This window comes from Chloroflexus aurantiacus J-10-fl (assembly GCF_000018865.1).
Taxonomy (GTDB): domain Bacteria; phylum Chloroflexota; class Chloroflexia; order Chloroflexales; family Chloroflexaceae; genus Chloroflexus; species Chloroflexus aurantiacus.
Map to the genome: position 1 here is coordinate 4,686,412 of NC_010175.1, position 22,638 is coordinate 4,709,049.

At 58.2% G+C, this 22,638-nt stretch carries 8 protein-coding genes and 2 tRNA genes; 6 read left to right on the top strand and 4 right to left on the bottom strand.

Annotated elements, in window-relative coordinates:
• The first annotated feature begins 1,125 nt into the window (after positions 1-1,125).
• The 5 genes from CAUR_RS18395 to CAUR_RS18415 all read left to right on the top strand — a co-directional run bounded on the left by CAUR_RS18395 (position 1,126) and on the right by CAUR_RS18415 (position 18,334).
• On the top strand, positions 1,126-12,669 hold the full coding sequence (locus CAUR_RS18395) for a LamG-like jellyroll fold domain-containing protein (RefSeq protein WP_012259341.1): 11,544 nt from the start codon (positions 1,126-1,128) through the stop codon (positions 12,667-12,669).
• Between the two features lie 818 nt (positions 12,670-13,487).
• Positions 13,488-14,927 carry a cryptochrome/photolyase family protein gene (locus CAUR_RS18400; protein WP_012259342.1) on the top strand — a complete coding sequence of 480 codons (1,440 nt, stop codon included), beginning with the start codon at positions 13,488-13,490 and terminating at the stop codon, positions 14,925-14,927.
• Complete coding sequence (locus tag CAUR_RS18405) at positions 14,920-15,774, top strand: retropepsin-like aspartic protease (protein WP_012259343.1); 855 nt, start codon at positions 14,920-14,922, stop codon at positions 15,772-15,774. The genes CAUR_RS18400 and CAUR_RS18405 overlap by 8 nt, the downstream gene beginning before the upstream one ends.
• Before the next feature lie 27 nt (positions 15,775-15,801).
• Positions 15,802-17,502, top strand: a complete 1,701-nt coding sequence (locus tag CAUR_RS18410) for a collagenase (protein ID WP_012259344.1) — start codon at positions 15,802-15,804, stop codon at positions 17,500-17,502.
• Positions 17,503-17,848: 346 nt separating this feature from the next.
• Positions 17,849-18,334: a CHAT domain-containing protein gene (locus CAUR_RS18415; protein ID WP_012259345.1), complete on the top strand. Its 486-nt coding sequence runs from the start codon at positions 17,849-17,851 to the stop codon at positions 18,332-18,334.
• Positions 18,335-19,093: 759 nt separating this feature from the next.
• On the opposite strand, the gene CAUR_RS18420 is transcribed toward CAUR_RS18415, so the two are convergent.
• The gene (locus CAUR_RS18420; RefSeq protein WP_012259346.1) at positions 19,094-19,396 is read right to left on the bottom strand and encodes a nucleotidyltransferase family protein; all 303 of its coding nucleotides are present in this window, start codon (positions 19,394-19,396) and stop codon (positions 19,094-19,096) included.
• A 693-nt stretch (positions 19,397-20,089) separates the two neighbouring features.
• On the opposite strand from CAUR_RS18420, the gene mntA reads away from it, so the two are divergent.
• Complete coding sequence (gene mntA, locus CAUR_RS18425) at positions 20,090-20,548, top strand: type VII toxin-antitoxin system MntA family adenylyltransferase antitoxin (protein ID WP_012259347.1); 459 nt, start codon at positions 20,090-20,092, stop codon at positions 20,546-20,548.
• Positions 20,549-21,379: 831 nt separating this feature from the next.
• Here the strand turns inward: mntA and CAUR_RS18430 are convergent.
• The 3 genes from CAUR_RS18430 to CAUR_RS18440 form a co-directional block, all read right to left on the bottom strand.
• Complete coding sequence (locus tag CAUR_RS18430; RefSeq protein WP_015909435.1) at positions 21,380-22,279, bottom strand: isoaspartyl peptidase/L-asparaginase family protein; 900 nt, start codon at positions 22,277-22,279, stop codon at positions 21,380-21,382.
• Positions 22,280-22,350: 71 nt separating this feature from the next.
• A tRNA-Ala gene (locus tag CAUR_RS18435) sits at positions 22,351-22,426 on the bottom strand.
• A 5-nt stretch (positions 22,427-22,431) separates the two neighbouring features.
• Positions 22,432-22,507, bottom strand: a tRNA-Ala gene (locus CAUR_RS18440).
• Between the last annotated feature and the right edge of the window lie 131 nt (positions 22,508-22,638).

Here is a 22,638-nt window from a genome sequence, read left to right on the forward strand (position 1 = left end):
GACGTGCGCACGAGACGTGCGCTCCCAGCGTCCGGTGTGTACCGACACTGTGCGCACCGGAGGTGTGCGCTCCCAGCGATTCCAGAGAGGGGAGCACGTACCACTCTCCCGGCTATGCATTACCCACATGTCACGCTGCGTTAGGCCCAGGCTGCAAGCGCTCCCTGTGGCGCAGGCTTCCAGCCTGCGTGGAGGCATCCTCGCCACTGCCGTCAGGTGCTGGCCGTGGCCGTTGGTGTACAGGCACGAACCTGGTGCAACAACACGTCTACGCGCAGGTATCACATGCCTGCCTGACCGACTCGATGATCGGCACGATCCCATCCAGCACCTCCGTGACCAGGATGGGTAACGGTATGCCACGCGCCGGATCGAGAGCGCGGCTGCTGCGGCAGCATGGCTGCCGCACTCCAAACTGCGCGACACGCGCATGATGAGCGGGTAAGGCAATTCATCCAGCACGTGCTGACACGGCTAGAGCGGTGCACTGCCACTGGGCCAGTCGCTCAAACCAGCACGAATAGCGATCATACCCGCTGATACGCACGTGGTTGACACCAGTTATGGGAATGCATAGCGGTGAGGGCGGAGCGAGAGCTGGAGGGACCTGCCCGCTGCCAGCGAACGGCAGTTTAACCGATTCTTCAGAGGTGGGACGATGAGCGTGGCTGGTGGGGCAGCCATGCTGCCACACTCCATACCGCGAGTATGTGCATGGCTGGCGCGTGAGGGAATGATACCGGCACCGGGAGCGCGCCGGAGGCGCGCGCTCCCAGCTCGCGCGGAGAAGGTAGGGAGCACGCTCCCCCATTCCCAATTTCCCCGATAGGAGTTGATTAGTGAGTTGTTCGGATTCGTCAGACACAAAGCCTTGGCAAGTGGTCACGGGTATGATATGATGGTCAATCAAACATGCGAGTGTGTTTTGAGCTATCGGAAAGAAAGATTTTAGGAGTAGCAGAACATTTTCTTACCACACTACACCTGCTGCTCAGGAATGAATTCCTCCGACGCAGGCTGTCTTCAGGTAAGTGACGTATTTGCACCTCACATCTAACCACTCTCTTCACTCTTCGCGTGCTTGTCGTGGCCTGAAGCTTTGTTTGTCCGGAAGGAATCATTCCGATGCAGTACCGACATCGCCTCTTGAGGACATTCCTACCCATCGTACTCGCCGGTATCTTCCTGCTGTTAATCGTGGTGCGGATTCAGCCGATGGTTGCCCCCGATCCCCTACGGGCAGCCTGGCAACGCGCCATCAGTACTGGTGCGTATCAGTTTAGCGCCAGTGTTACGGTGCTCACCGATCCGCAACCCTCACCACTTACTGCTGGACAGGCTCCTGAGCGTCAGGAGATGTTCCTGGACGGACAGACCGATGTGAAGGCTAATACGACTGAGTTGCGCTTGTGGACGCAGGGTGGCACAGTGGCCAACGGTGAAGGCAGCGTTACGATGCGACTCACCGATGGTCAAACCTGGGTGCGACAGGCAGGCGGTGAATGGGAAGAGTATCCTGGACTGGCCGATCTCTACGCTCCTGGTGGCGATCTGATGGGGTACCTGACAGCGGTGCGCGATGTAGAGACGCTGGGTACGCACGTAGTGAATGGCCTAACGGTGACCCGTTATCGTTTTCGTCTGGATGGCCCGGCGCTCGAACGCTATTTGCGAGAACGCCAGCAAGAGGCTTTGGTGCGTGCTAACCGGCTACCACCTGGTGCCGAACTTAAACCTGCCGAAGAGTATGTCAATCTACGGGGTAGCGGTGAGGTCTGGATCGATGAAAACGGTTTGCCGGCACGTCAGATTATCGACCTGACCCTGCCGACAGGGAGTACCCAACGGCTCAGTCGCGCCCAGATTGCGATGGACTTTTTCGGATTCGGGCCGCTGCCGGTTAGTCTACCGTTTACCTGGCAACACTTGCTCTGGAACATCTTGAATGCGCTGAATATGGTGGCGCCGTTCGCAATCTGGTCAGGCGCATGTGTTTCTGCTCTAATCGCGATTGTGCTGTTGATGCAGCGACGTGCTGTATTACGTTTCAACAGCCTGATCTCGATGGTTGTCATGGTGACATTGGTTAGCGGCCCTCTCCTCACTACCCAGCGTGTTCAGGCAACACAGGCATCTGAAGCGGAGCGGCGTGCTGCGTGGCAACAGATACAGGCCACAACCCAGACATCATCAGAACGTGACGCACAAATGCCGGCAGAGTTTGCCGCCGCCCGGGTTGTGGCTGATGTCTTACTCAGCGAAGCACGTGGTCAAAGCACCCATGACTATGACCACGATGGGTTGAGTGACGTGCAGGAGCACATGCTGGGTACCGATCCATACCACACAAACGATGGCAAAGCGCGGTTGGAGTCGTTGATTGCGCAAGCGGCACCGGCCTTACCCATCGCCCCGACCAGCCTGGTGCATGACAGTCGCGACTCTGATGGTGATGGTTTGAGCGATTTTCAAGAGCTGTTCCTGGGCACAAGCCGTTTTGAGAGTGACACCGATGGCGACGGTCTGAGTGATTTCGCCGAGGCAAGAGGCTTTTCCTACGGCGGAAGGGACTGGTTCCTCGATCCACTGGCCCTGGATAGCAGTCGTGATGGGATTATTGATAGTCTGGAAGTCATTCGGAACGGCAATACGCTACAAGCACGCGACACTGACGGCGACACGGTGCCCGATGCTTTAGACCGCGATAATGACAATGATGGTGTTGCCGATGCCCTCGATCTCTCGCCACTGACACATTCGGGCAGTCAGGGAGCGTTCAACAGCAATCGCGCACTCTGGCTGAAACTGGACAATCTGTACGCCAATACCCTGGTTGCAGTCGATTTTCAGGTTCGTCCGCAAGACGCAAATCAGCTCTGGTATACCCAGAGTCGCTTCGACTGGCCAAATGACGGGGCCGGTCAGGTGCAGGATCGGAATGCCACTACTGATGATCTCCAGCTCATTCCGCTGCTTGAAATCAGTATTCCGGCCAATTCTTTCGCAACATTGCCAGCATACACCAACAATGGCAATGGCAACCTCTCCTCACCAGTGTTGAGTGCGCAGGGAATTACGCTGCGCCAGGCAGATGCCAGTACGATTGTCGCGTATGTGCCGTTGAGCCTGATGACCGACCAGCAGACCGGTGAACGGGTGGCATTCTCAGGTCGGATGCTCTATCAGGGAGTGCCTTCATGGGGGAATGCCCATCGGGTACGCCTGGTGTGGGCCGTCCAGATGAAAAATGATGTGGACGGATTTGACAAAGCCGGTGTCATTCATGTCTATGCCGGTGAAAGCTGGACACTGACCGGCTTGCAGATACGCGAAGATCACGGTGTGTCCGGGGCATTGGTGGTTGCCGACCCGGCAGTTCAGAGCGATGCCGTTGCGCGTGATGATGGCCTGTTTGCGTTGATCAATAACCTTGATCAAACATTTTTGCGAGGACGTACCGATCTCTCACCTGCTGCCATCGCGAACCGGTTTGATCACCCGAATAATAGCAGTGTTCCCGATCAGCAGCGTTGGGGACTCCCCGACATCTTCCGGGTGCGCACCTACAGCGATCCCGACACCCTGAGCCTGGCCCGTAATGCGGCAACCCGGAATCGCTCGGTACTGTCTGATTGGATACCTGCGCAATATCAGCCACTGATTCTGAATGTACGGAACGAGACCTTCCGGGCGCTCAATTTTGACAGTCTGGGGAGTAATGCCTCGTGGTCAGATACAGTGCTTAGTCTGAATCTGGCAAATGGAGGCCCCAACGCCGTTCACCTCCAAACAACCGCCCACCTCAGTTTGACCGGCTACGAATTTTCCGGTGGCGACTGGCGGGCACTCTCCGCCGAGCAGACGGTGCAACGGTTCGTAGATCGCCACCAGTCGCAGGCCAGTACCGACGATGAGCTGAAAACGGCTCAGCTTACGATCTTGCGCAACTACCTGGCCGTTTTGATCCAGGGTATCGTTACGACGGTTACCAACGGACAGCAACAACCGACGGTCGATCTGGCAGCTCCTGATGCATCAATGGCGCAGATCAATAGTGCGCTTGCCGCGCAGAGCAGCGGTGCGTTGAAGCATGCTCTGAACGCACTAGGCCCGGCGCAGGGATCGGAGACCGGTGCAGTGCTAAAGCAGATGGGGCAGGTAATCAAAACAGTGGGGATCAGCGCGGCACGCGGCGGCGGATCAGCCTGGGCCATCTCGGCTCAATTTGTCACCAGTTTTAAAGCAAAAGCCGGTGATGCGATTCGAGGAGCGATCATTGGTGCGCTGGTCGCCGGTCTGGTGCTGGCGGCTACTGCGCAGATCGGTGCGTTGTCCCCTGAACTCAATCGCTGGCTACAAACCGGTGGGATGGAGCTGGTGCAACAGGTGACCAGTTCGGTAGCCACTATCATTAAAAACGGGATTGACCTGATCCTGATTGCGAAATTCGGCCTGCAAAAGATCACTGCTGCCTCAGCCGCCTTCACCATCTTCGTTGGGGGAGTACTGGTGCTGGCAACGGTTGGCCTGGCCATTTACGAGGCGGTTGCCAACCAGTTGTCCGGCGTGGCCCTGGCGCAATTGATTATCACCACTGTGCTACAGGTGGCATGGATTGTCTTTTTAACCGCAATGGCCTTTGTACCGAAGGTTGGCCCGATTATTGTAGCAGTGCTGACCATCATTGATGCCGTCCTCTCAATTTTCCTCTCAATTATTCTGGGCCGCGCCACGACCTTCTCAACCTGGCTTTTCCAGCAGATAGCACGCTTTATCGTCGACGAGTCACGCTATTTGACTGTAAAACCCTCGGTTGGCAATACCAGTCTTGGCTTACTCGATCCAGCAGCCGGGATGACGGCGTGGAGTACACTCCGCTTCAGCGCCATCGTGTACCCGAATCTGGAGTGGAATCCCAATCGGATCGGCAACCGCTGGTTTGGTCGGCCATGGAACGATTGGGAAGCCCGTCAGCGCGTTTCCGGTGTGGTTGCGCTGGCAACAGGTGAACAGAGACTGGACACCTGGCCCGGCTGGCCACCCATCGAAGGCAGTTATAGCCGTTGGCTCGATTTCAGCTTCCCCGCCGGGGTCAATCAGGCCACCTCGCTCTGGTTAAATACGGCTTTCAATCTCCCCTACAAACGCTGCATCTTTCTCTGGTGTGGGGCGTATGACGATGTGCAACGCCATAACACGCGCCTGGCCGATAGCATCGTGTTTGATGTTTTTCCGGCAACACTCAACGAATTTGTACGGATGGATTGGGGCGGCAATGTTCCCTTCCCCGCCCGATCAGATGGCGATTTAGATGGTGTTGCCCGCCATAGTGATCCAAATGATGCCACCTGGGATACTGATGGCGATGGGTTGAGTGACGCATTTGAGATCCAGCGGGCCAGTGAAGGCATCCGCCTGAATCCTCGCAGCGCCGACACCGACAGTGATGGATTGAACGACCGTGATGAGGGGTTGTGGGGAACTGATCCTACCCGTGGCGACACTGATGGCGACGGCTTGAGTGACAAACAAGAGGTAGATGGTTTTCGGGTCAGTGTGCAGGGCCAGAGTCTCTGGTTGCGCACCAGCCCACTGGCTGTCGACTCGCGTGGGAGCGGTAGCGCAGATGCGGTCTGGCTCTACCAGAGTGGGCCGACAACTGCATATTCAGCACTGGCCTCGTGGCCGCTCACTGAAGTCAGTGGCAGTGTCTTCTACGACACTATCAATCGCACGACTCTGACCTGTGTTGCCCCCAACTGTCCCGATGCCGGGATCACCATCGGCGGTCGTACCGGTGTACGCTTTGACGGCAACGATTATCTTAGCGCCGGTACCGATGAGCGCTTCCGAATGAGCGATGCTATGACATTTGCGGTCTGGATGTATCCAACTGCCGACAGCGGCGGTATTCTGGTTAATCGTGAAGGTGAGTACGAAGTTGCGCGCTTTCCCGATGGTTCTATTCAATGGGCATTTAGTAATGCTCATCCGGGCTGGGCCTGGGTCAACACTGGTTACATTGCCCCCCTGAATACCTGGACCCACGTTGCCGTGACCTATCAGCACGGCGTTGTCGTGACTTACATCAATGGCAATCCCATCCACACCTACAACGGGAGTGGTTCGATCACCGACATCGATCCGTACAATAACGAATTCCGGCTTGGCAATCGCTCATTCCCGCAGCCATTTACCGGTGTCCTGGCTCAGGCCCGTATCTTCACCCGTGCGCTGTCGGCGAGCGACATTGCCAGCTTGTTATCGGCACCAGCCAGTCTTAGTATGGGAGATACTGGCACATTCCTGAGCAGTACGACAAACGAACTTTCTGCGCCGGTTACCCCGATTGGGGTCTTCCCCCAGATTAACGACGGTGATCTGACGGTGAAGCCAGGTCAATCGCTGACGTACACGGTTACCTTGCAACACAACCTCACAGAGGGCCGTCCGTTGCGTGGAGCAGTCTGGCTCAATACACCTGAGACTGGCTTCCCATCCACATCCTTTGAGTTATTGCCGGGCCAGACCCAGAGCTTTGTTACCAATCTAACCATTCCGGCCAGCGCCCCAGAAGGGCCATTCGTGCTCAACGCTGTCACCCAGTACAGCCCTGGCGCTGACTTCACAGCACGTTGGGCACAGCCAACCTTCGTTGAACGAGCCAGCGCCGATGTCAGTGCTGTTGCACTCGCCGCTACACCGGGTGCAACCACGCCATACGCCATCGTCACAGCCGGTGGTGGTCAGGTGCAATTCCTACCCACACAACCTGCAACACCCGGCACACCTTTGCTAGTAGGATCAGGAACGAACCCGACGTTAGCCTGTCTCTCCGCTGCATGTCTGGTGGCCTGGCAGGACGGTTCCACAATTCGTATCACGCGCGTTGCCGGCAACACAGTCGCCCCGGCAATCAACGTCGGCACCGGCTCAGCACCGGCAGTAGCGAGCAACGGTAGCAATTTCCTGATCGCCTGGCTGGATGGCAGTATCTTGCGTGCGCAACGGGTGGCCGCTGACGGTACACTTTCCGGTGCGTCGTTAACCCTTGACAATGCGATACAGGCCGGTAGCGCGGTTGCACTGGCTGCCGTGGGAACGGCATATCTCGCTGTATACGAGCGCGGACCAACCGGCCAGCGCGACATCTGGAGTGTACGGATTGATGATGCCGGCAACACAGCACCAGTCCAACTGACGGCTACAACCACCGATGAGTCGGGGCCGGCACTGGCGTATAGCCCTGCCTTTGGCCGCACCCTGATCGCCTATCTGCGCGATGGTTCGGTCTTCGGTCGGCTGCTGACCGGTAGTAACCCACTTGAGGAGATGTTGCTGCTCTCGGATGGTGGCGCGAATATATATCGACCTGCCGTTGCTGCTACCAGCAATCACTTCATCGTTGCTGCTGGTACACGAGTAGCCAATCGCGCTAACCTGCTATATCAGGCAATAGATGGGAATAGCCGGCTACTCGGCAGTCCGCAACGCTTCGCCTGGCTGGTTGACGCCCCAACTACACTGACGGTTGGCCTGGCCTGTGCCAGTGGTCAACCATGTGTTACCACCCCAGCCGGACTCAGTGGCAGCAGTGGCACCCAAATCGGCACACTATCGGCGCAGATCGTCAGCGAAGCGGATGGATTGTTCGATAGCGGCACGTTGCCAACGCCGTTGCGGTTGATAGTAGATAACACTCCGCCAGCGACCCAGATTGTTTCGCTGGTGGATGGGAGCTATGTACCGGCAACCAATGTCAACAGTGGCCTAGTTGTGAGCGGGATCGTGACCGATACGAATGGAATCGAACTGGTGGAGATCAGTCTGGATGGTGGTGCCTGGCAAGCGACGACTCTGTCTGGCACAACCTGGGCAGCGACACTGGATATAAGCGCACTGGCAGAAGGGCAGCATTCGTTACGAGCGCGAGCGCGTGATGTTGCCGGCAATCAAGGGGCGGCGAGCACACCAGTGACGTTCATCGTTGATCGACAGTCACCAGCGATCACCATCAGCAGTTTCTCTGCCTCCCCTGTGCGACCTGGTCTCGACACCCGCGGTGGATGGGTCTTCCCATTCACCGGTACACTCACCGATCCAGTAGCCGGTACAAGTGCGGGTAGTGGGAGCACGACGGTCACGCTCGAATTGTTGCCGGCGAGCAGCGACGCTGTAACCGGCATACCACAGGAGATTACCGCCAGTGGTGGCAACTGGCAGCACAGCTATCGCCTGACTACTGGTGGTGGCGTTGATGGCCGGATTACACCGCCAACCGGTGTGTACACTATTACCCTGCGAGCCGTTGATCTGGCAGGCAATCTGGCGACAATGACCCATCCGACCCTGCTCCATCTCGACGCCACTTCGCCATCGTTCCAGATGAATAGCAATCCCGGCGACATGATCACCACCACGCTCACACTGTCTGGCGTTGTCACTGATACTGGCTCGGTGGCGAGTGGTGTTCAGGCAATGGCAGCAGCCTGGGTACCGCAAGCGCAGGCTGATGTGCTGGCCGCCGCACGTGTTCGCCTCCTGTTTGAAGAGGCGAACGGCAGCGAGGTCTTTGCCAATGCGGCTGATGCTGCACTGGTTGCAACGTGTAGCGGTGCAGGCTGTCCACAACTTGCCGGTGGTCGCGTTGAACAAGGTATCATATTGAATGCAACCCAGACGCTGAGTATCACCGATACGATGGGAACGTTGAGCAGTGGCTTCAGCGTTGCTGCCTGGATTAGCGGTAGTGGTCGATGGTACGAGCGTGGACTGGCCGGTCAGCCCGGTTATGTCGAATTAACCACAAACAGCGTGCAGTTGCAGGGTAGCAGTGCAACCTGCACGGCATCGTTTACCCCTGCCGGTAGCGGATGGCAGCATCTTGCCGCCACATATGACGGTACAACCCTGAACGTGTATCGTGAAGGAGTTACCATTGTATCAACTCCCTGCAGCGCCGGACATCTGCCCGCCGCAACAGCCCGGATTGGTGGCGGCTTTACCGGTGGGATAGACGAGATGTATCTCTACGACTATGCACTGGCAGCCGACGAAGTAGACAATTTACGCGCCGCCGCAGACCGTACCTGGCAGGCAGTCACACTGGCGACACCCGGCGCAACGAATACCACCTGGAGTTTGACCGTTCCCAACGATCTCGACGGGATATATGCGCTGATGATGCGGGCAAGCGATGCGCTTGCCAATCGCACTGTGCGCGACGGCGAGCTGATCTGGCGTGGACTGGTAGATACTCGTGGCCCACAAGTCACTGTGCGTGTGACACAACAAGGGAGCGGTTCGCTGGCCCGCACGACAATCACCTGTGAGATTCGCGACATCAACCTGAACTATCCAACTGTCGTGTGTCCAGAACCAACCGGGACTATCCTCGAACGTAGCGACCTGTCGGTGTTCTACCAACCGGCTGCCTGGCGGCGACAGAGCAGTGATCTGAAGCTGCTGAACGGTCGCGATATTACCTATGTTGTCGCAGGGCATATCAGCTACAGCGCTACCGCCACTGCTACCGATACATTGGGCCGCAATGGTAGCGGCACCCCACAGTCGGTCACACCATCGACACGCCCGATTGACATCCTTATTACCTCGCCGTCCGGCAACATACGAACGACGCTCGATCCGATTGTACTGGCGGGTGAAGTTAGTGCTAACGCCGGCTTACAGCGCTTGCGCGTTTTACGAGACGGTAGTGAAATTCATAATCAGACCTGGCCGTCAGGCACACCAAACGCCAGTTTCAGTCTGGCGGCCTGGACACCGGGTGAAGGACGTTACGAGCTGGAATTCCGGGTTGAGGACCAGAATGGACAACTGCTTGTCGAAGAGATGACCCTGTTCGTGGATACCGCAGCACCAACTGCAATCGGCTTTGCCAGCGCAGTCATCACAACCGGCAATACGCTGACAAATACGCTGGCGCTACCTGTTCAGGTCACCGATACCGGCGTGATAACCAGTGTGCAAGCGTCACTTGATGGCAGCATCTGGATTGAGGCCGATGCCGACCCGATGGTCAGTGGACGCTGGTGGTTGCCTGTTACTGACGACAACGGTAACCTCGACAACCAGCTCTTCACGATGGTATTGCGAGCCACTGATGCTGCCGGACGCCAGATCATAGCATCGTCACAGACAATCACCGTTGATGTGGTGCCGCCGGCAGTGCAGAATGCAACATTACGCATCGTTGGCGGTCATATCCTGAGCGATGGAACAGTGGTTGTGACGCCCGGATTATCGCTACGGATGGAGTGGAATGCCGGCAGCGATGGTGCCGGACCAGTCACCTTCTTCGCCGGATGGAATACCGACGCCGAACCGAACATTGCCGGTTTAACCGGGTATGGAGCTGGTGCCGGCAGCCATGATCTGACACCGACAGACGGTTCCATCCTCTACGCTCATCTGGTACAACAAGATGCGAACGGAAACCGTCAAGTCCAGACCTTCGGACCGATCATCTACGATCCACCACTGACGCCGGCTGTCATTTCGCAAACCGGTGCTAACGAACCAGAGCGCGCCATCGACAGCCAGTGGCGTAATGGTGCGTGCAGCCTGGTCGGTCAAAACAGTGCGCTGTCACGACGTGCCAGTGAGCTGGCAGCCATCAACGATATACAACGGCTCTACGCAGCCTGGGGCGACCGGGCAATCCGTCTCGCATGGCACGGCGCGATCTGGGATAACAGCAACGATCTATACCTCTACCTCGACACCGCAACTGGTGGTACCACTGCACCGTATAGCCAGGGGATGAGCAGTGGCCAGCCTGATTTGCGCTTACCAACCGGCTTTTCGCCCAATTACCTGATACGTATTGACGACAGCACGACTATGAGCCTGCTGAGCTGGAACGGCACAAGCTGGACATCTGTGAGTGGTAACTGGCAGGTGTGGAGCGATCCGATGGATCCGACACTGCTCGAAATCTACATCCCATTTACGATACTCAACATCACTGCGCCGGCGACAACACCTGTACAGATGCTGGCATACGCGACTGACGAGGACAGCCTGAGAACCTGGGCTGTGATGCCGGCCAACAATCCGCTCACCAGTCCAAAAGTCCTCAACAGCCAGAGCGGTGAGGGTATCGACAACACAGTTGCGCTTACAAACGTTATTGCCTGGGATAACCTTGGTGCAAATAGCTGTCCGGGCCAGGGACAATTGATCGCCGATGTACGCTTCCGCATTACCGTTGAACCGGTTGGGGCCGTCTACTCGATATTCACTGATGAATTGATTGACGATCAATCTCAACTGCTCGATGATAACAGCCAGGTTGACGGACAGCAGATAGCGGAACTAGATAACTACCACCCACCGTTGATTGAAGGCCAGACGATCACCTACACGATTCACTACGAGAATGTGGGTGAAGCGCCGGCAACCAATGTACAGGCATGGATCATCAACTGGGGTTCACTGATGTTGCCGGGTGGCACACTGATCACAGGTGGAGTGCCGTACTACGAGCAGTTCATTAACCTGGGGACGATTAACCCTGGGACGAGTGGCACAGCCACCTTTACCGGTGTGGTTGATCGGCAAATCGCCCGTGATGCCGGCGAAGACGAAGACTGGGCAACAGTAGATATTTCGTTCCACGATGACACGACCGGTTTCGATGCTGCCCTGGACTGGTTCTTCATCGATCATCCGGTTGATATTACACCACCGGAGTATGTCGAGGTGTATGAACCACTCTCATACATCAAGCCGGGAACAACAACGTTGTACGGGCTGGTCTGGGACGAGTCGGATGTGCCACAGATAGAGCTAGAGGTAACGGTTGGTAGTGCATTGCCCTCCATTGTCTCGTGTACCGACACAACCCCCGATGATGGTGAATGGCAGTGTCCGGTCAATCTGGGTACGCCCGCGCATGATACGCCGGTAACCATCCGGACACGGGCCACGGATCGAGCCGGATTGACCAGCACCTGGAGCGATCCTCTGAACCTGATTGTTGATGCTCAGGCACCACAGCTCATCCTGAGCGATGCAACTATCGCTCGTTTGGGTCTGGGGTCAGTAGGAGTGGGGACTCTGCAATTGGATGGGCAGGTCAATGATGAGCGATCTGCGGCTGCGGTCGAGGTGTGTGTTGATCAAAATGACGGGAGAGGCTTCCAATGTACGGAAGTACCGGTAGACGAAACAAATGGCTGGAGCTATGCCCTACCCATCCGCGAGCAAACAGCCCAATCCACACAACGCTTGCGCCTGACGCCAATTGACGAGGCCGGTAATCGTGGCAGCACTCAACAGTTCGATTATGTGATCGACACTATTGCCCCAACACTGAGCAATAGCCTGTTGCAACCGACACAGTTGCAGGCAATACCGCAGCAGACTCCAGTGTTCTTGAGCAATGGTGTACTGATTGGGGGTACATACAACGATGCGGTAGGCGTCACAGCCATCACAGTACGGGTCGAGCGCCCTGATGGTTTGGTAACAAATGGTGCTGCCGAATTGCAATCCGGTCAGTGGCGTTTTATAGTGCCTTTGATAGGAGCTGGTACACATCGCGTGTATGTCGAAGCGCGTGACGCGGCAGGGAACGTGCGGGTTATCGGGCCAATTGTGGTGGGTGGCCCATACCGCATTCACCTGCCGATCATTCAACGTTAGATCAAAGAGGAGGAGGGAAATCACGTTCGGCTTCTCCCCTCAGCGGCTATGTATTACCCATAACTCGGATACTGCATAGCCCGCGTGCAGGAGAGGAACCGGGGGTGATGGCCGGCGAGTTGGCGGGTACAACCCTGCCTCAATTCGTGGAAGCCCCTTGCGGAGCTGGCCTGATGGCGGGGAGTGGTGACGGGAATGCCGGCCCGTGGACGGAAAGCCCGTGCCACGGGAACGGTAGCGAGGTTGTGCTGATAGCGCAGCAGGACGCAGCGGAGCGCATGACCGCCTGGTGTGCGTGATGAACGATGCGCCGTGTCCAGCACGCTGTGCTATCGGAAGCTGGAGGGCACTGCCCGCCGCCAGCGACCGGCAGTCTAACCGATTCCTCAGCGGTGGGGCGATAAGCGCAGTCGGTGCGGCAGCATGGCTGCCGCATTCCATACCACGAGCACGTGCATGGCTGGCGCGTGAGGGAATCGTACCGACACCGTGCACGCCAGAGGCGCGCGCACCCAGCGTTCCAGAATAAGGATTGGGTACACCACTTCCTACTCCTCTCACCCGGTGTGAGTGGGGGCAGGGAATCGCGCTCGGTTCCTCCCCCCAGCGGGGGGAGGCCAGGAGGGGGCGAGAATAAGGTGTACGGAAGCCATATGGAGCACGCCCCATTCCCCACGCCCCATTCCCCACGCCCCCCAGTGGATGCGGATCACCGCGATCAAACACTCTCTACCTGTAAGGCGGTATCATACGGGCCAGGGGCGTATCCGGCGTATAATGTAAGGTGTGGATATGAAGCTATAACTCAACCAAACCATATGTACATTCACTGGTTTCGCCGTGATTTGCGTTTGCGCGATAACACGGCACTGATGGCAGCGGCAACTGCTGCTGGTGGAGCGGTGGTGCCGGTCTTTATTTTCGATGACGCTATTCTGCGTGGGCGCTTTGCCAGCCCGGCACGCACGCAGTTCTTGCTCGATTGTCTGGCGGCGCTCGACGCAGAACTGCGCACGTTTGGGTTGCATCTGGTGGTGCGCCGGGGTGACCCACTGCGAACGCTGTTTGATGTGCTGCGCGAGAGTGGTGCGAGCGGGGTGACCTGGAATCGTGACTATACGCCATACGCGGTTCGCCGTGACACCGCGATCAAGCAGGCGCTGCGTGAGGCCGGTTATGAAGCGCATAGTTTCAAGGATACGGTCATTTTTGAGATGAAGGAAGTGGCGACTGCCGATGGCCGTCCGTATACGGTCTACACCCCGTATGCGAAACGCTGGCGATCACGCCTGGCCGCCGAACCGGTTACAGTGCAGGATATGCCACGGCTAGCGACGATTCCGTTGCCGGTCAGTGAGCCGCTGCCTCATCTGACCGACCTGCTGCCGGATGCGCCGGCGACACTCCCCCGCTTTCCCGCCGGTGAAGCCGTTGCGCTGGAAGCGCTCGAACGATTCGTGCGTGGCCCACTGGCCAGTTATGCGCAGGGGCGTGATCTGATGGCCGTTGCCGGGACTTCGCGGCTCTCGCCGTACCTGCGTCTGGGTGTGTTGTCACCGCGTCAGTGTGTCGCCGCAGCCCTCGCAGCGCCACCAGGGCCGGGGCCGGAGAGCTGGATCGGTGAATTGATCTGGCGTGATTTCTACGTGCAGGTGCTCTACCATTTTCCGCACGCCCTGCGCGGCAGCTTCAAACCGGCGTATAACCGGATTGACTGGCCGAACGATCCGGTGCTGTTCGCCGCCTGGCAACAGGGGCTGACCGGCTACCCAATCGTTGATGCGGCGATGCGTCAGTTGCAGCGCGAAGGCTGGATGCACAACCGGGCCAGAATGATTGTGGCCTCGTTTCTCACCAAAGATTTGCTGATTGACTGGCGCTGGGGTGAACGCCATTTTATGCATCTGCTGATTGATGGCGATCCGGCGGCCAACAACGGCGGCTGGCAGTGGGCAGCCGGTACCGGCACTGATGCTCAACCCTTCTTTCGCATCTTCAATCCGGTCAGTCAGGGGCAGAAGTTCGATCCCGAAGGTGCGTATGTGCGGCGTTACGTGCCCGAACTGGTCAACGTGCCGACCCGTTACATCCACGAACCGCATAAGATGTCGCTCGCCGAACAGCGCAAAGCCGGGGTGTTAATCGGGCGGGACTATCCGGCGCCGATTGTCGATCACGCCACGCAGCGCACCAAAGCGCTCGAACTCTATCGGGCGGCAACGCGCCATAACGACTCATCAGCAGAACAGTATGCTTGACGATCACACCCAATTGGAATTTCCGGCCAGTGGCATGACGGAACTGCCGCTCATCTGGCAACCGCAGGTGATCCGCTGCAAGGCTGCCGGCCCTGGTGGTCGCCCGCTGCTCGTCTTACTTGACACCGGTACCGACCCCTCGGCGATTGATCTGACGCTGGCGCGGCGGCTCGATCTGCGCCTCGGCGACTTTGCGCTCGGTTCTGATGCAACCTGCGACACTGTGCCGTTCACCGAAACCGTGCTGCCCTGGTTGCGCCTCGGTGAGGTGATGCTGCGCAATCTCTATCTGATGGCCGTTGATTTGCGGCAGATGCCGTTTCCGGTTGATCTGGTGCTGGGATACAACGTTTTGCACCGTCTCAATCTAACGATTGATTATGCTGGTCAAACGGTACGATTGTGCCACCCCGACCTGGCCCCGCCGCCGCCGGGCGCGGAGGGCGCAAGCGTGCCACTCCGCTTCTTTGAGCACTTTCCCGCGTTACCAGCCCAGATCATCGCGCCGAGCGGAGCCACGCACGACGTCATCCTGACAATTGACACCGGTTCCAACGGTGCGCTGACCGTGAGCCGTGATCTTGCCGCCAGTCTGCATCTCGATCTGCACACCGTCCAGGCGGCAACCGGCCACGGGTTCGCTGCTGCAACACCGGTGAGCCGTGGATTCACCGTCGATCTCCAGCTTGGGCCATTCCGCCTGCCGGCAGTCGAAGTTGATGTGCCGGCGACCAGCCACGGCGATCTGGGGCGACAGGGACGGGCCAATGTCGGCAACCGGCTCCTCTCCCGCTTCCGACGGCTTACGCTCGACTACCGGCGGGAAGTGTGTATCCTGGATCGTTGAGGCGCGAGACCATTGCCCGGAGAATGTATGCGGTTGTGGATCGCCATTGTGCTTACCAGCCTGCTTCTCCTCACGCTGACCGGCTCACGGTTAGAGCTGGCCGTCAACCCGGCGCAGCCTCCGCCGATCCGCACTCCGGACTGTCCTCAGCCGACATACCCCGATGCCGATGCGCTGCTGAGCATCTTACCCCAGGCCGGCTACGACTGCACGGAACAGATCGCGGTCGCCCTCAGACCACGGGTCGAGCTATCGCATATCGATCACCTGCTGACGATTGCTGCCGACACCGGCTTCGATGCCCGCACCCGGCGCAATGCGCTGCGCATCCTGGGTCGGCTGGCCGAGAGTGGCCGGGCCACGCGCGCCGGCGAGCTGATGCAGCAGAAACAGGCAGTCGCCACCAGGACGCTGGCCATCAACCTGCTCGAACGCGAAACCGACAATTTTCTCCTGCAGGATGCCGTCTGGCTGCTCGACAGCCTCTACTACCCCAGTTGGGATGCGGCACCGGCGCTGGCGCACATCGCCCTCAGCGACAGTTACGCACCGGCCCTGCGTTACCGGGCTGCCCGTGCCCGTACCCGCCTGATCGCGGCTGAGCCGGGCTACCTGCGTGCCGACTCCCGACAGTTCCTGATCGATGCTCTGCACAGCACCGATCCCGGTGCCCGCACTGCCGCCGCCGAGGCGCTGAGCTTCCTGCGTGATGAACAACTTGGCGCACTCGCACTCTGGCAACAAATGGTAGAGGATGCAATCGCTGCCGCCCCGCCATTGACCGTCGCTGCCGACGACGGCGACCCGCGTGGGGCACGGCTGTTCACCTTTGTAGAGAGTAGTCCAACCGCTTTGACCGCACGGGCGGCGTTGGCGCGGGCTGCCGACCGGCTGGCCGGCGAATGGGCAGCGGCGCCCCGCTTCCAGGCCTTGCAAACGGCGTATGAAGAGCTGGCCTTGCCGGTTGAAATCACAACGACGACCATCACCCTGCGTACCGGCCCAGCGAACGTGACCGACGGCCAGGAGCTGCTGGCAATCGTTGCCAGTGCGTACCGGCAGGCACGCCAGTTCCTGGGAGCGAGTGGCGAAACCGCCATTCCCGGCGAGGAACCGGCCACCTTACGGGTCTTGATCTTCCCCTCGCAAGCCGCCTATCGCGACTACATGCGCGCCTTCACCCCGTTCACAGTTGACGTTGATGGGATTTATGATGCGCAGACGGGCACCCTCTACAGCTTCCGGCGAGGCATTGGCCAGACTGCCAACACACTCGCCGAAACCCTGCGCCACGAGACGAGTCATGCCGTGACTGCCGCCTACGTCTTTCCGGGCCACTGGCTCAGCCCCGGTTACCACAACGAACCAAAGGGCTGGTTCGACGAAGGACTGGCCGAGGTAGTAACGGCCCAGAGCAACCCTAACGGCCCCCTCCAGCTCCACGAACGCCACCTGGCAACCCTCTGCGCAGCACCCTACAAACCGGTGCTGGCCGATCTCCTGGCCCGGCGCGAAGGCTACGACCACTACGGCACCTTCGACTACCCGGCGGCATGGGCCTTGCTGCACTTCCTGCTCAGCGAACGTCCACAGGCGGTGGCCGCGCTTGCCGATGCGTGGCGCAACCAGACCTACCGCTTAAGCGACTGGCCTCGGCTGGCCGGCTGGCCAGACCTGGCAACCGCCGAAGCCGACTGGCATGCAGCGATGGCGCGCTGGTGCCGGTGAGGGGTGGGGAGGGGGAGTGTGGAGTAGGGAGTGAGGAGTGGGGAGTAGGGTGCTCCCATTTGATGACTACAGCTTATATCAAAATCTGGTGTCATAGGGTTCATAACCGCCAGGCGACCCTGATGGCAGCGCAAACACGTTTCGGCGTGGCTACCGTTGCCCGCGAGAGATGCCCGTATCGCGTCGTTTGGAGTGCGGCAGCTATGTTGCTGTGCCAACCGTGCTGGCGATCAGGCGCGGCGTGCAGCGCACTCCCTTACCGGCATGTGGTCACACAAACACGTTTCGGCGTGGCTACCATTGCCCGCGAGAGATGCCCGTATCGCGTCGTTTGGAGTGCGGCAGCATGGCTGCCGCACCAGCCGTGCTGGCGATCAAACTATGGCACTTTGCCTGCCACGGCAACTTCGACACTCAGGCCCCCAACAACTCACCGCTCATCCTGCAAGACCGATACTTCCTGCGGCCCGACGATCTGGTTGGGAGGGCGCAAACCCGCCTGCGCACCGACCGACCACTGGTCTTTCTGAACGCCTGCCGGGTCGGTCAGGGTGGTCTGACGCTGACCGGACTGGGGGGCTGGGCGGCCACGCTGGTTGGTCATTGTCGGATCGGTGCGCTCATTGCGCCGCTCTGGTCGGTACACGACGGCGCTGCCCGCCATTTCGCCGAAGCGTTCTACACTGCCTGTCAGCAAGCGGGGATGACGTTGGGCGAAGCAGTCTGGCAGGCGCGTGTCGCCACCCGTAATGCCTTCCCCGAAGATACGACCTGGCTGGCCTACAGCCTCTACGCGCACCCGAATGCGTGGCTGGTGATTGGGGGAGAATAGCTCATACGAGACAGGGAGAAGGGAGTATGTGGGTGTGCTGACTGTGTGTTGGTTTTGAAGGATGCGGGTGCCGTGTCAGCAGCATTATGTCAAATCTGGTTCAATCATCGCCCGCGCTCAACCGTTACCCTCAAGCAGCACCTGTTAGTGCTCCGTCGTGCTGCATACGTGCTGGCATCCCCTGGGAGCGCGAGCCTCCGGCTCGCTCATCACCTGACACCGCCTGCTGTACCTGCTACCAGGAGTGTCGTACACCCTGCACCAGCGCACGACAGCGGGTGAGATAGGTCATGCGCTCTATATACTGCGTCGGCAGTGAGGTACCTGTACCATACCATGTGGAGCGGGCTTCCGGCCCGCGCTTGTAACGCACCTCTGCAACCGCTGGGTGCTGGCGACGGAAAATGATGGGCAGGCTAGAAGCCTGCACCATAATCCGCACCGTTGCTCACGCACTGTCCACGCATCACGGTACGGTTACGGTACGGTTAAGGCACGAGCACGGCTGCTACGGCAGCGTGGCTGCTGCACTCCACACCGCGCACCAGGAGCAACCCTGTCTGGCAACAGAATCCTCTCCGAAACGTGATCTCATTATCTGCGTCGCGGCAACGATGGTTGCGTAGGGGCGGGTTTAGAACCCGCCCCTACGGACGATACACATGCCTGTTCACATTGCCATACCAGGGATGTGATGAACGAGGGGGGGGCGGAAGGACAGGTCTTGAATCGCGTGCCATGCATTGCATTTGTTTGATACTAGACACAAACAACGCTCCCGGCAATGTCCATGGCAACGGCGGCCATCCTGATACCTTGAACACCGGCCGGTGTCAGTACATCCACATGCCGACCCAACAGCTTCTCAAGGTACTCAGCAAATTCAACAAATCGAAAGCCGATTGGTCGCTCAAACTCTACGAGAACATCAACATCACTCTCTTCGGTGGCACAACCTTTTGCATACGATCCAAATATACCGATTGTTTTTACGCCATATTCATGACAAAGATAGGCTTTGTTTCGTCTGAGCAAAGACAGAATTTGTTCCTGGGTGAGCATATCCGCGAACCTTGAGACTCTTCGAGTAGTTCTGGGTATGATCTGACAGCATAGAGATCGATTGCAGGAAGCCTTTTTTGATGGTGCGCCAGGCTCTCAGCACATACTCCCACTACTATCGGTCGGTGTAAGACAGCTATCCCAGATCATTGACATTCACAATGCGTTTGAGCCTGTGTCTTAGTATATCTGGTTTCCGGCCAGAATACAACAGTGTTTTCAGATTAAGCAGGTATGTCATAACGAGTACACACAGCATCTCCGTGACCAGAAGAATAAACAGCGTGATATGCGCCTGATGGCAGAGGTCAACCTGATGGCGATGACAAGCAGTTGCGTCGTTTGCAACTGGCCTGACCACCCGTGCATTGTTCAAGCGTACCACCAGCGAGTCGTTTGGTTGTCGTTAGCATCAGTAGGGGCGACGCATGTGTCACCCTACCGTCCAGCGGTGCATCGTTCAGGGGCAGATCAGGGTATTCCCTGGCTGGTGTGTCGTGGATTCTACTCTACCAGATTTGATATAATTCACGCACTTACGTACAGAGGAGCAACTCTCTGGCCGGTGACGATATGGTGATTCGCACACTCTCTGCTCCTCACAACGTGCGAACCTGAAGGGCCGGCGGGTTCAGCCGGGAGACGATCATATCAGAACTGGATATACAACACCTCCGGCAGCAGGTCGAAGTAATGATGACCACGCGCCCCAACGTGCGCCTCGTCTACCTGTTTGGGTCACAGGTGAGCGGCACAACCGATCCGCTCAGCGACGTTGATCTGGCTGTCTTGTTGACGCACGGTACTTCAACACTGCAAGCGCTGGCTGAACTTGAACATCGTTTCGCGGTGATCCTGGATGGGAGAAAGGTCGATCTGGTCATCCTCAATCAAGCACACATTGAACTGGCCTATGCCGTTATCGCACAGGGCATGATCATCTACCAGCGTTCTCTTGCCGAACGGGTTGAGTATGAAGCGGAGGTCATGAGTCGCTACGGTGATTACCTCCCGTTCTTGCAGTCCCAGCAACAAGATATTTTGAAAGGAACCGGTAATGAACGTCGCGTTCAGCGGTATCGAGTGGCGCTTGAACGAACTCTGCGAACAATTGGCACGTCTGACGCCACTCCGTACTCGAACGAAGACTGAGTTTCTGAGTGATCCGTACTTACGCGACATTGTACAGTCACAGAATCGCCGTTCAATCAGTCCATAAATTAACACGCCACCCTGTTACCCTGTTAGTACCTCTCTGGCGTGCAGCAGCCCTGCTGTCGCACCAGCCGTGCTTACGGTCAAGTGCCGGGCGCAGATTCGTAGCACTCATCAAGATTTGATATTACCTGCTAACCGCTCACCAGACATCAGGAATGGGGGTAGGTCCTGTGCCTGCCCCCATCCGACGTTGATTTGATCGTCGCTTAACGATTGCCCCGTTGGCAAGTGTACGGTGTGTGTGGCAGAGGTTTAACCTCGCCTTCGCAGCGATATGCTCCGTCAAGGACGGATCACCAGTGTACATAGCATATCCGCATCCATCCGCCAGACCCGCGTGCATCCGCATGCCACAGGTGATCGACCCTACCAGTGACGTGTCGTGAGGGACAGTACCACCCTCAACGATTGCCCCGTTGGCAAGTGTACGGTGTGTGTAGCAGAGCTTCAACTTCGCCTTCGCAGCGATATGCTCCGTCAAGGACGGATCACCAGTGTACATAGCATATCCGCATCCATCCGCCAGACCCGCGTGCCACAGGTGATCGACCCTACCAGTGACGTGTCGTGAGGGACAGTACCACCCTCAACGATTGCCCCGTTGGCAAGTGTACGGTGTGTGTGGCAGAGGTTTAACCTCGCCTTCGCAGCGATATGCCCCGTCAGGGACGGATCACCAGCACATATATCCATCCGCGTCCATCCGCCAGACCCGCGTGCATCCGCGTTCCGCAGGTGATCGACAGTACCACTCAAGATTTGCTATCACACCCCGGCCTGGGCGGCACCGCGACTGGTGATGTAGGCGTAGGCCATCCGTGGTGTGTTCCAGGCCAGGCCAACCTCACCACGGGGTGTCAGGACAATCACGCCGCCACGTCCATCTGGCACCAGTTCAGACAACAGTTTGATCCCGCGTTCGGCAGCCTCCTGGGGGTGCATACCGTCTTCAAGCAATTCGACGACCCGTCGGGCCAATGCCACACGAGTAATAGACTCGCCCCAACCGGTACATACCGCTGCCCCATCTGCAGTGGCGTAGAGACCACAACCAATGAGCGGCGTATCACCGACCCGGCCAGGCAATTTGAAAGGTGTGCCACCGGTTGAATTGGCAGCCACAAGCTGGCCGGACTGATCAAGGGCAATCGCCCCGACGGTGTCGTGACCGCTGGCCGGTGGTGGTGGTGGCGATCCCTGTGCTTTCCAGGCCAGCCACAACTGGCGTTCACGTTCTACGACTAACTCTGCATTATCGCAGAAAGGTATACCCACTGTCGCCGCAAATGCTTCAGCACCGGGGCCAACCAGCATCGTCGCCGGCCCGTTCAATACGTGGCGGGCGAGTGTGATTGGATTGCGAATGCGCTGGAGACCGGCAACTGCACCGTAACGCAGCGTGCGACCATCCATCAATGCCGCGTCCAATTCAACAGTGCCGGCACTGGTCAGCACCGATCCGGTGCCGGCGTCAAAGATCGGATCGTCTTCCATCACCCGCACCGCCGCCTCCACCGCATCAAGCGCACTACCACCGTTCTGCAACACCTGCCATCCGGCAGTCCGCGCTGCGATGCAACCGGCAATATGAGCGGTGACCTGATCATCGGGAATGGCCCACGCCCCACCGTGGACGATAAGTGCCTGCACTGGTTCTGCTGTCATCATTCACCTGCTGCACATCTTACAACGACCTCGAAAACAAAACCGCCGCCATTTCGGCGGCGATTGATACCTGGTGGAGCCAAGGGGATTCGAACCCCTGACCTCAACACTGCCAGTGTTGCGCTCTTCCAACTGAGCTATGGCCCCTTCTCTGGTGGAGGTGAGGGGATTCGAACCCCTGACCTCGACAGTGCGATTGTCGCGCTCTTCCAACTGAGCTACACCCCCGCGCCCTCACGCCGCGTTATCTTACCACGAATAGAGAGGAATGTCAAACCAGAAACGCTGTCACTCGACTGTGTTATAATACTTACCGACCGGTCGGTTGGTATTACAAAGTACGTCAAGGAGCGCTGATT

What these genes read in the sequence shown, in the direction of transcription:
- CAUR_RS18420 (WP_012259346.1), bottom strand. Translation starts at nt 19,396, where the DNA reads ATGCTCACCCAGGAACAAATTCTGTCTTTGCTCAGACGAAACAAAGCC.
- CAUR_RS18410 (WP_012259344.1), top strand. Translation starts at nt 15,802, where the DNA reads ATGCGGTTGTGGATCGCCATTGTGCTTACCAGCCTGCTTCTCCTCACG.
- CAUR_RS18395 (WP_012259341.1), top strand. Translation starts at nt 1,126, where the DNA reads ATGCAGTACCGACATCGCCTCTTGAGGACATTCCTACCCATCGTACTC.
- CAUR_RS18405 (WP_012259343.1), top strand. Translation starts at nt 14,920, where the DNA reads ATGCTTGACGATCACACCCAATTGGAATTTCCGGCCAGTGGCATGACG.
- CAUR_RS18400 (WP_012259342.1), top strand. Translation starts at nt 13,488, where the DNA reads ATGTACATTCACTGGTTTCGCCGTGATTTGCGTTTGCGCGATAACACG.
- CAUR_RS18430 (WP_015909435.1), bottom strand. Translation starts at nt 22,279, where the DNA reads ATGACAGCAGAACCAGTGCAGGCACTTATCGTCCACGGTGGGGCGTGG.
- mntA (WP_012259347.1), top strand. Translation starts at nt 20,090, where the DNA reads ATGATGACCACGCGCCCCAACGTGCGCCTCGTCTACCTGTTTGGGTCA.
- CAUR_RS18415 (WP_012259345.1), top strand. Translation starts at nt 17,849, where the DNA reads ATGGCTGCCGCACCAGCCGTGCTGGCGATCAAACTATGGCACTTTGCC.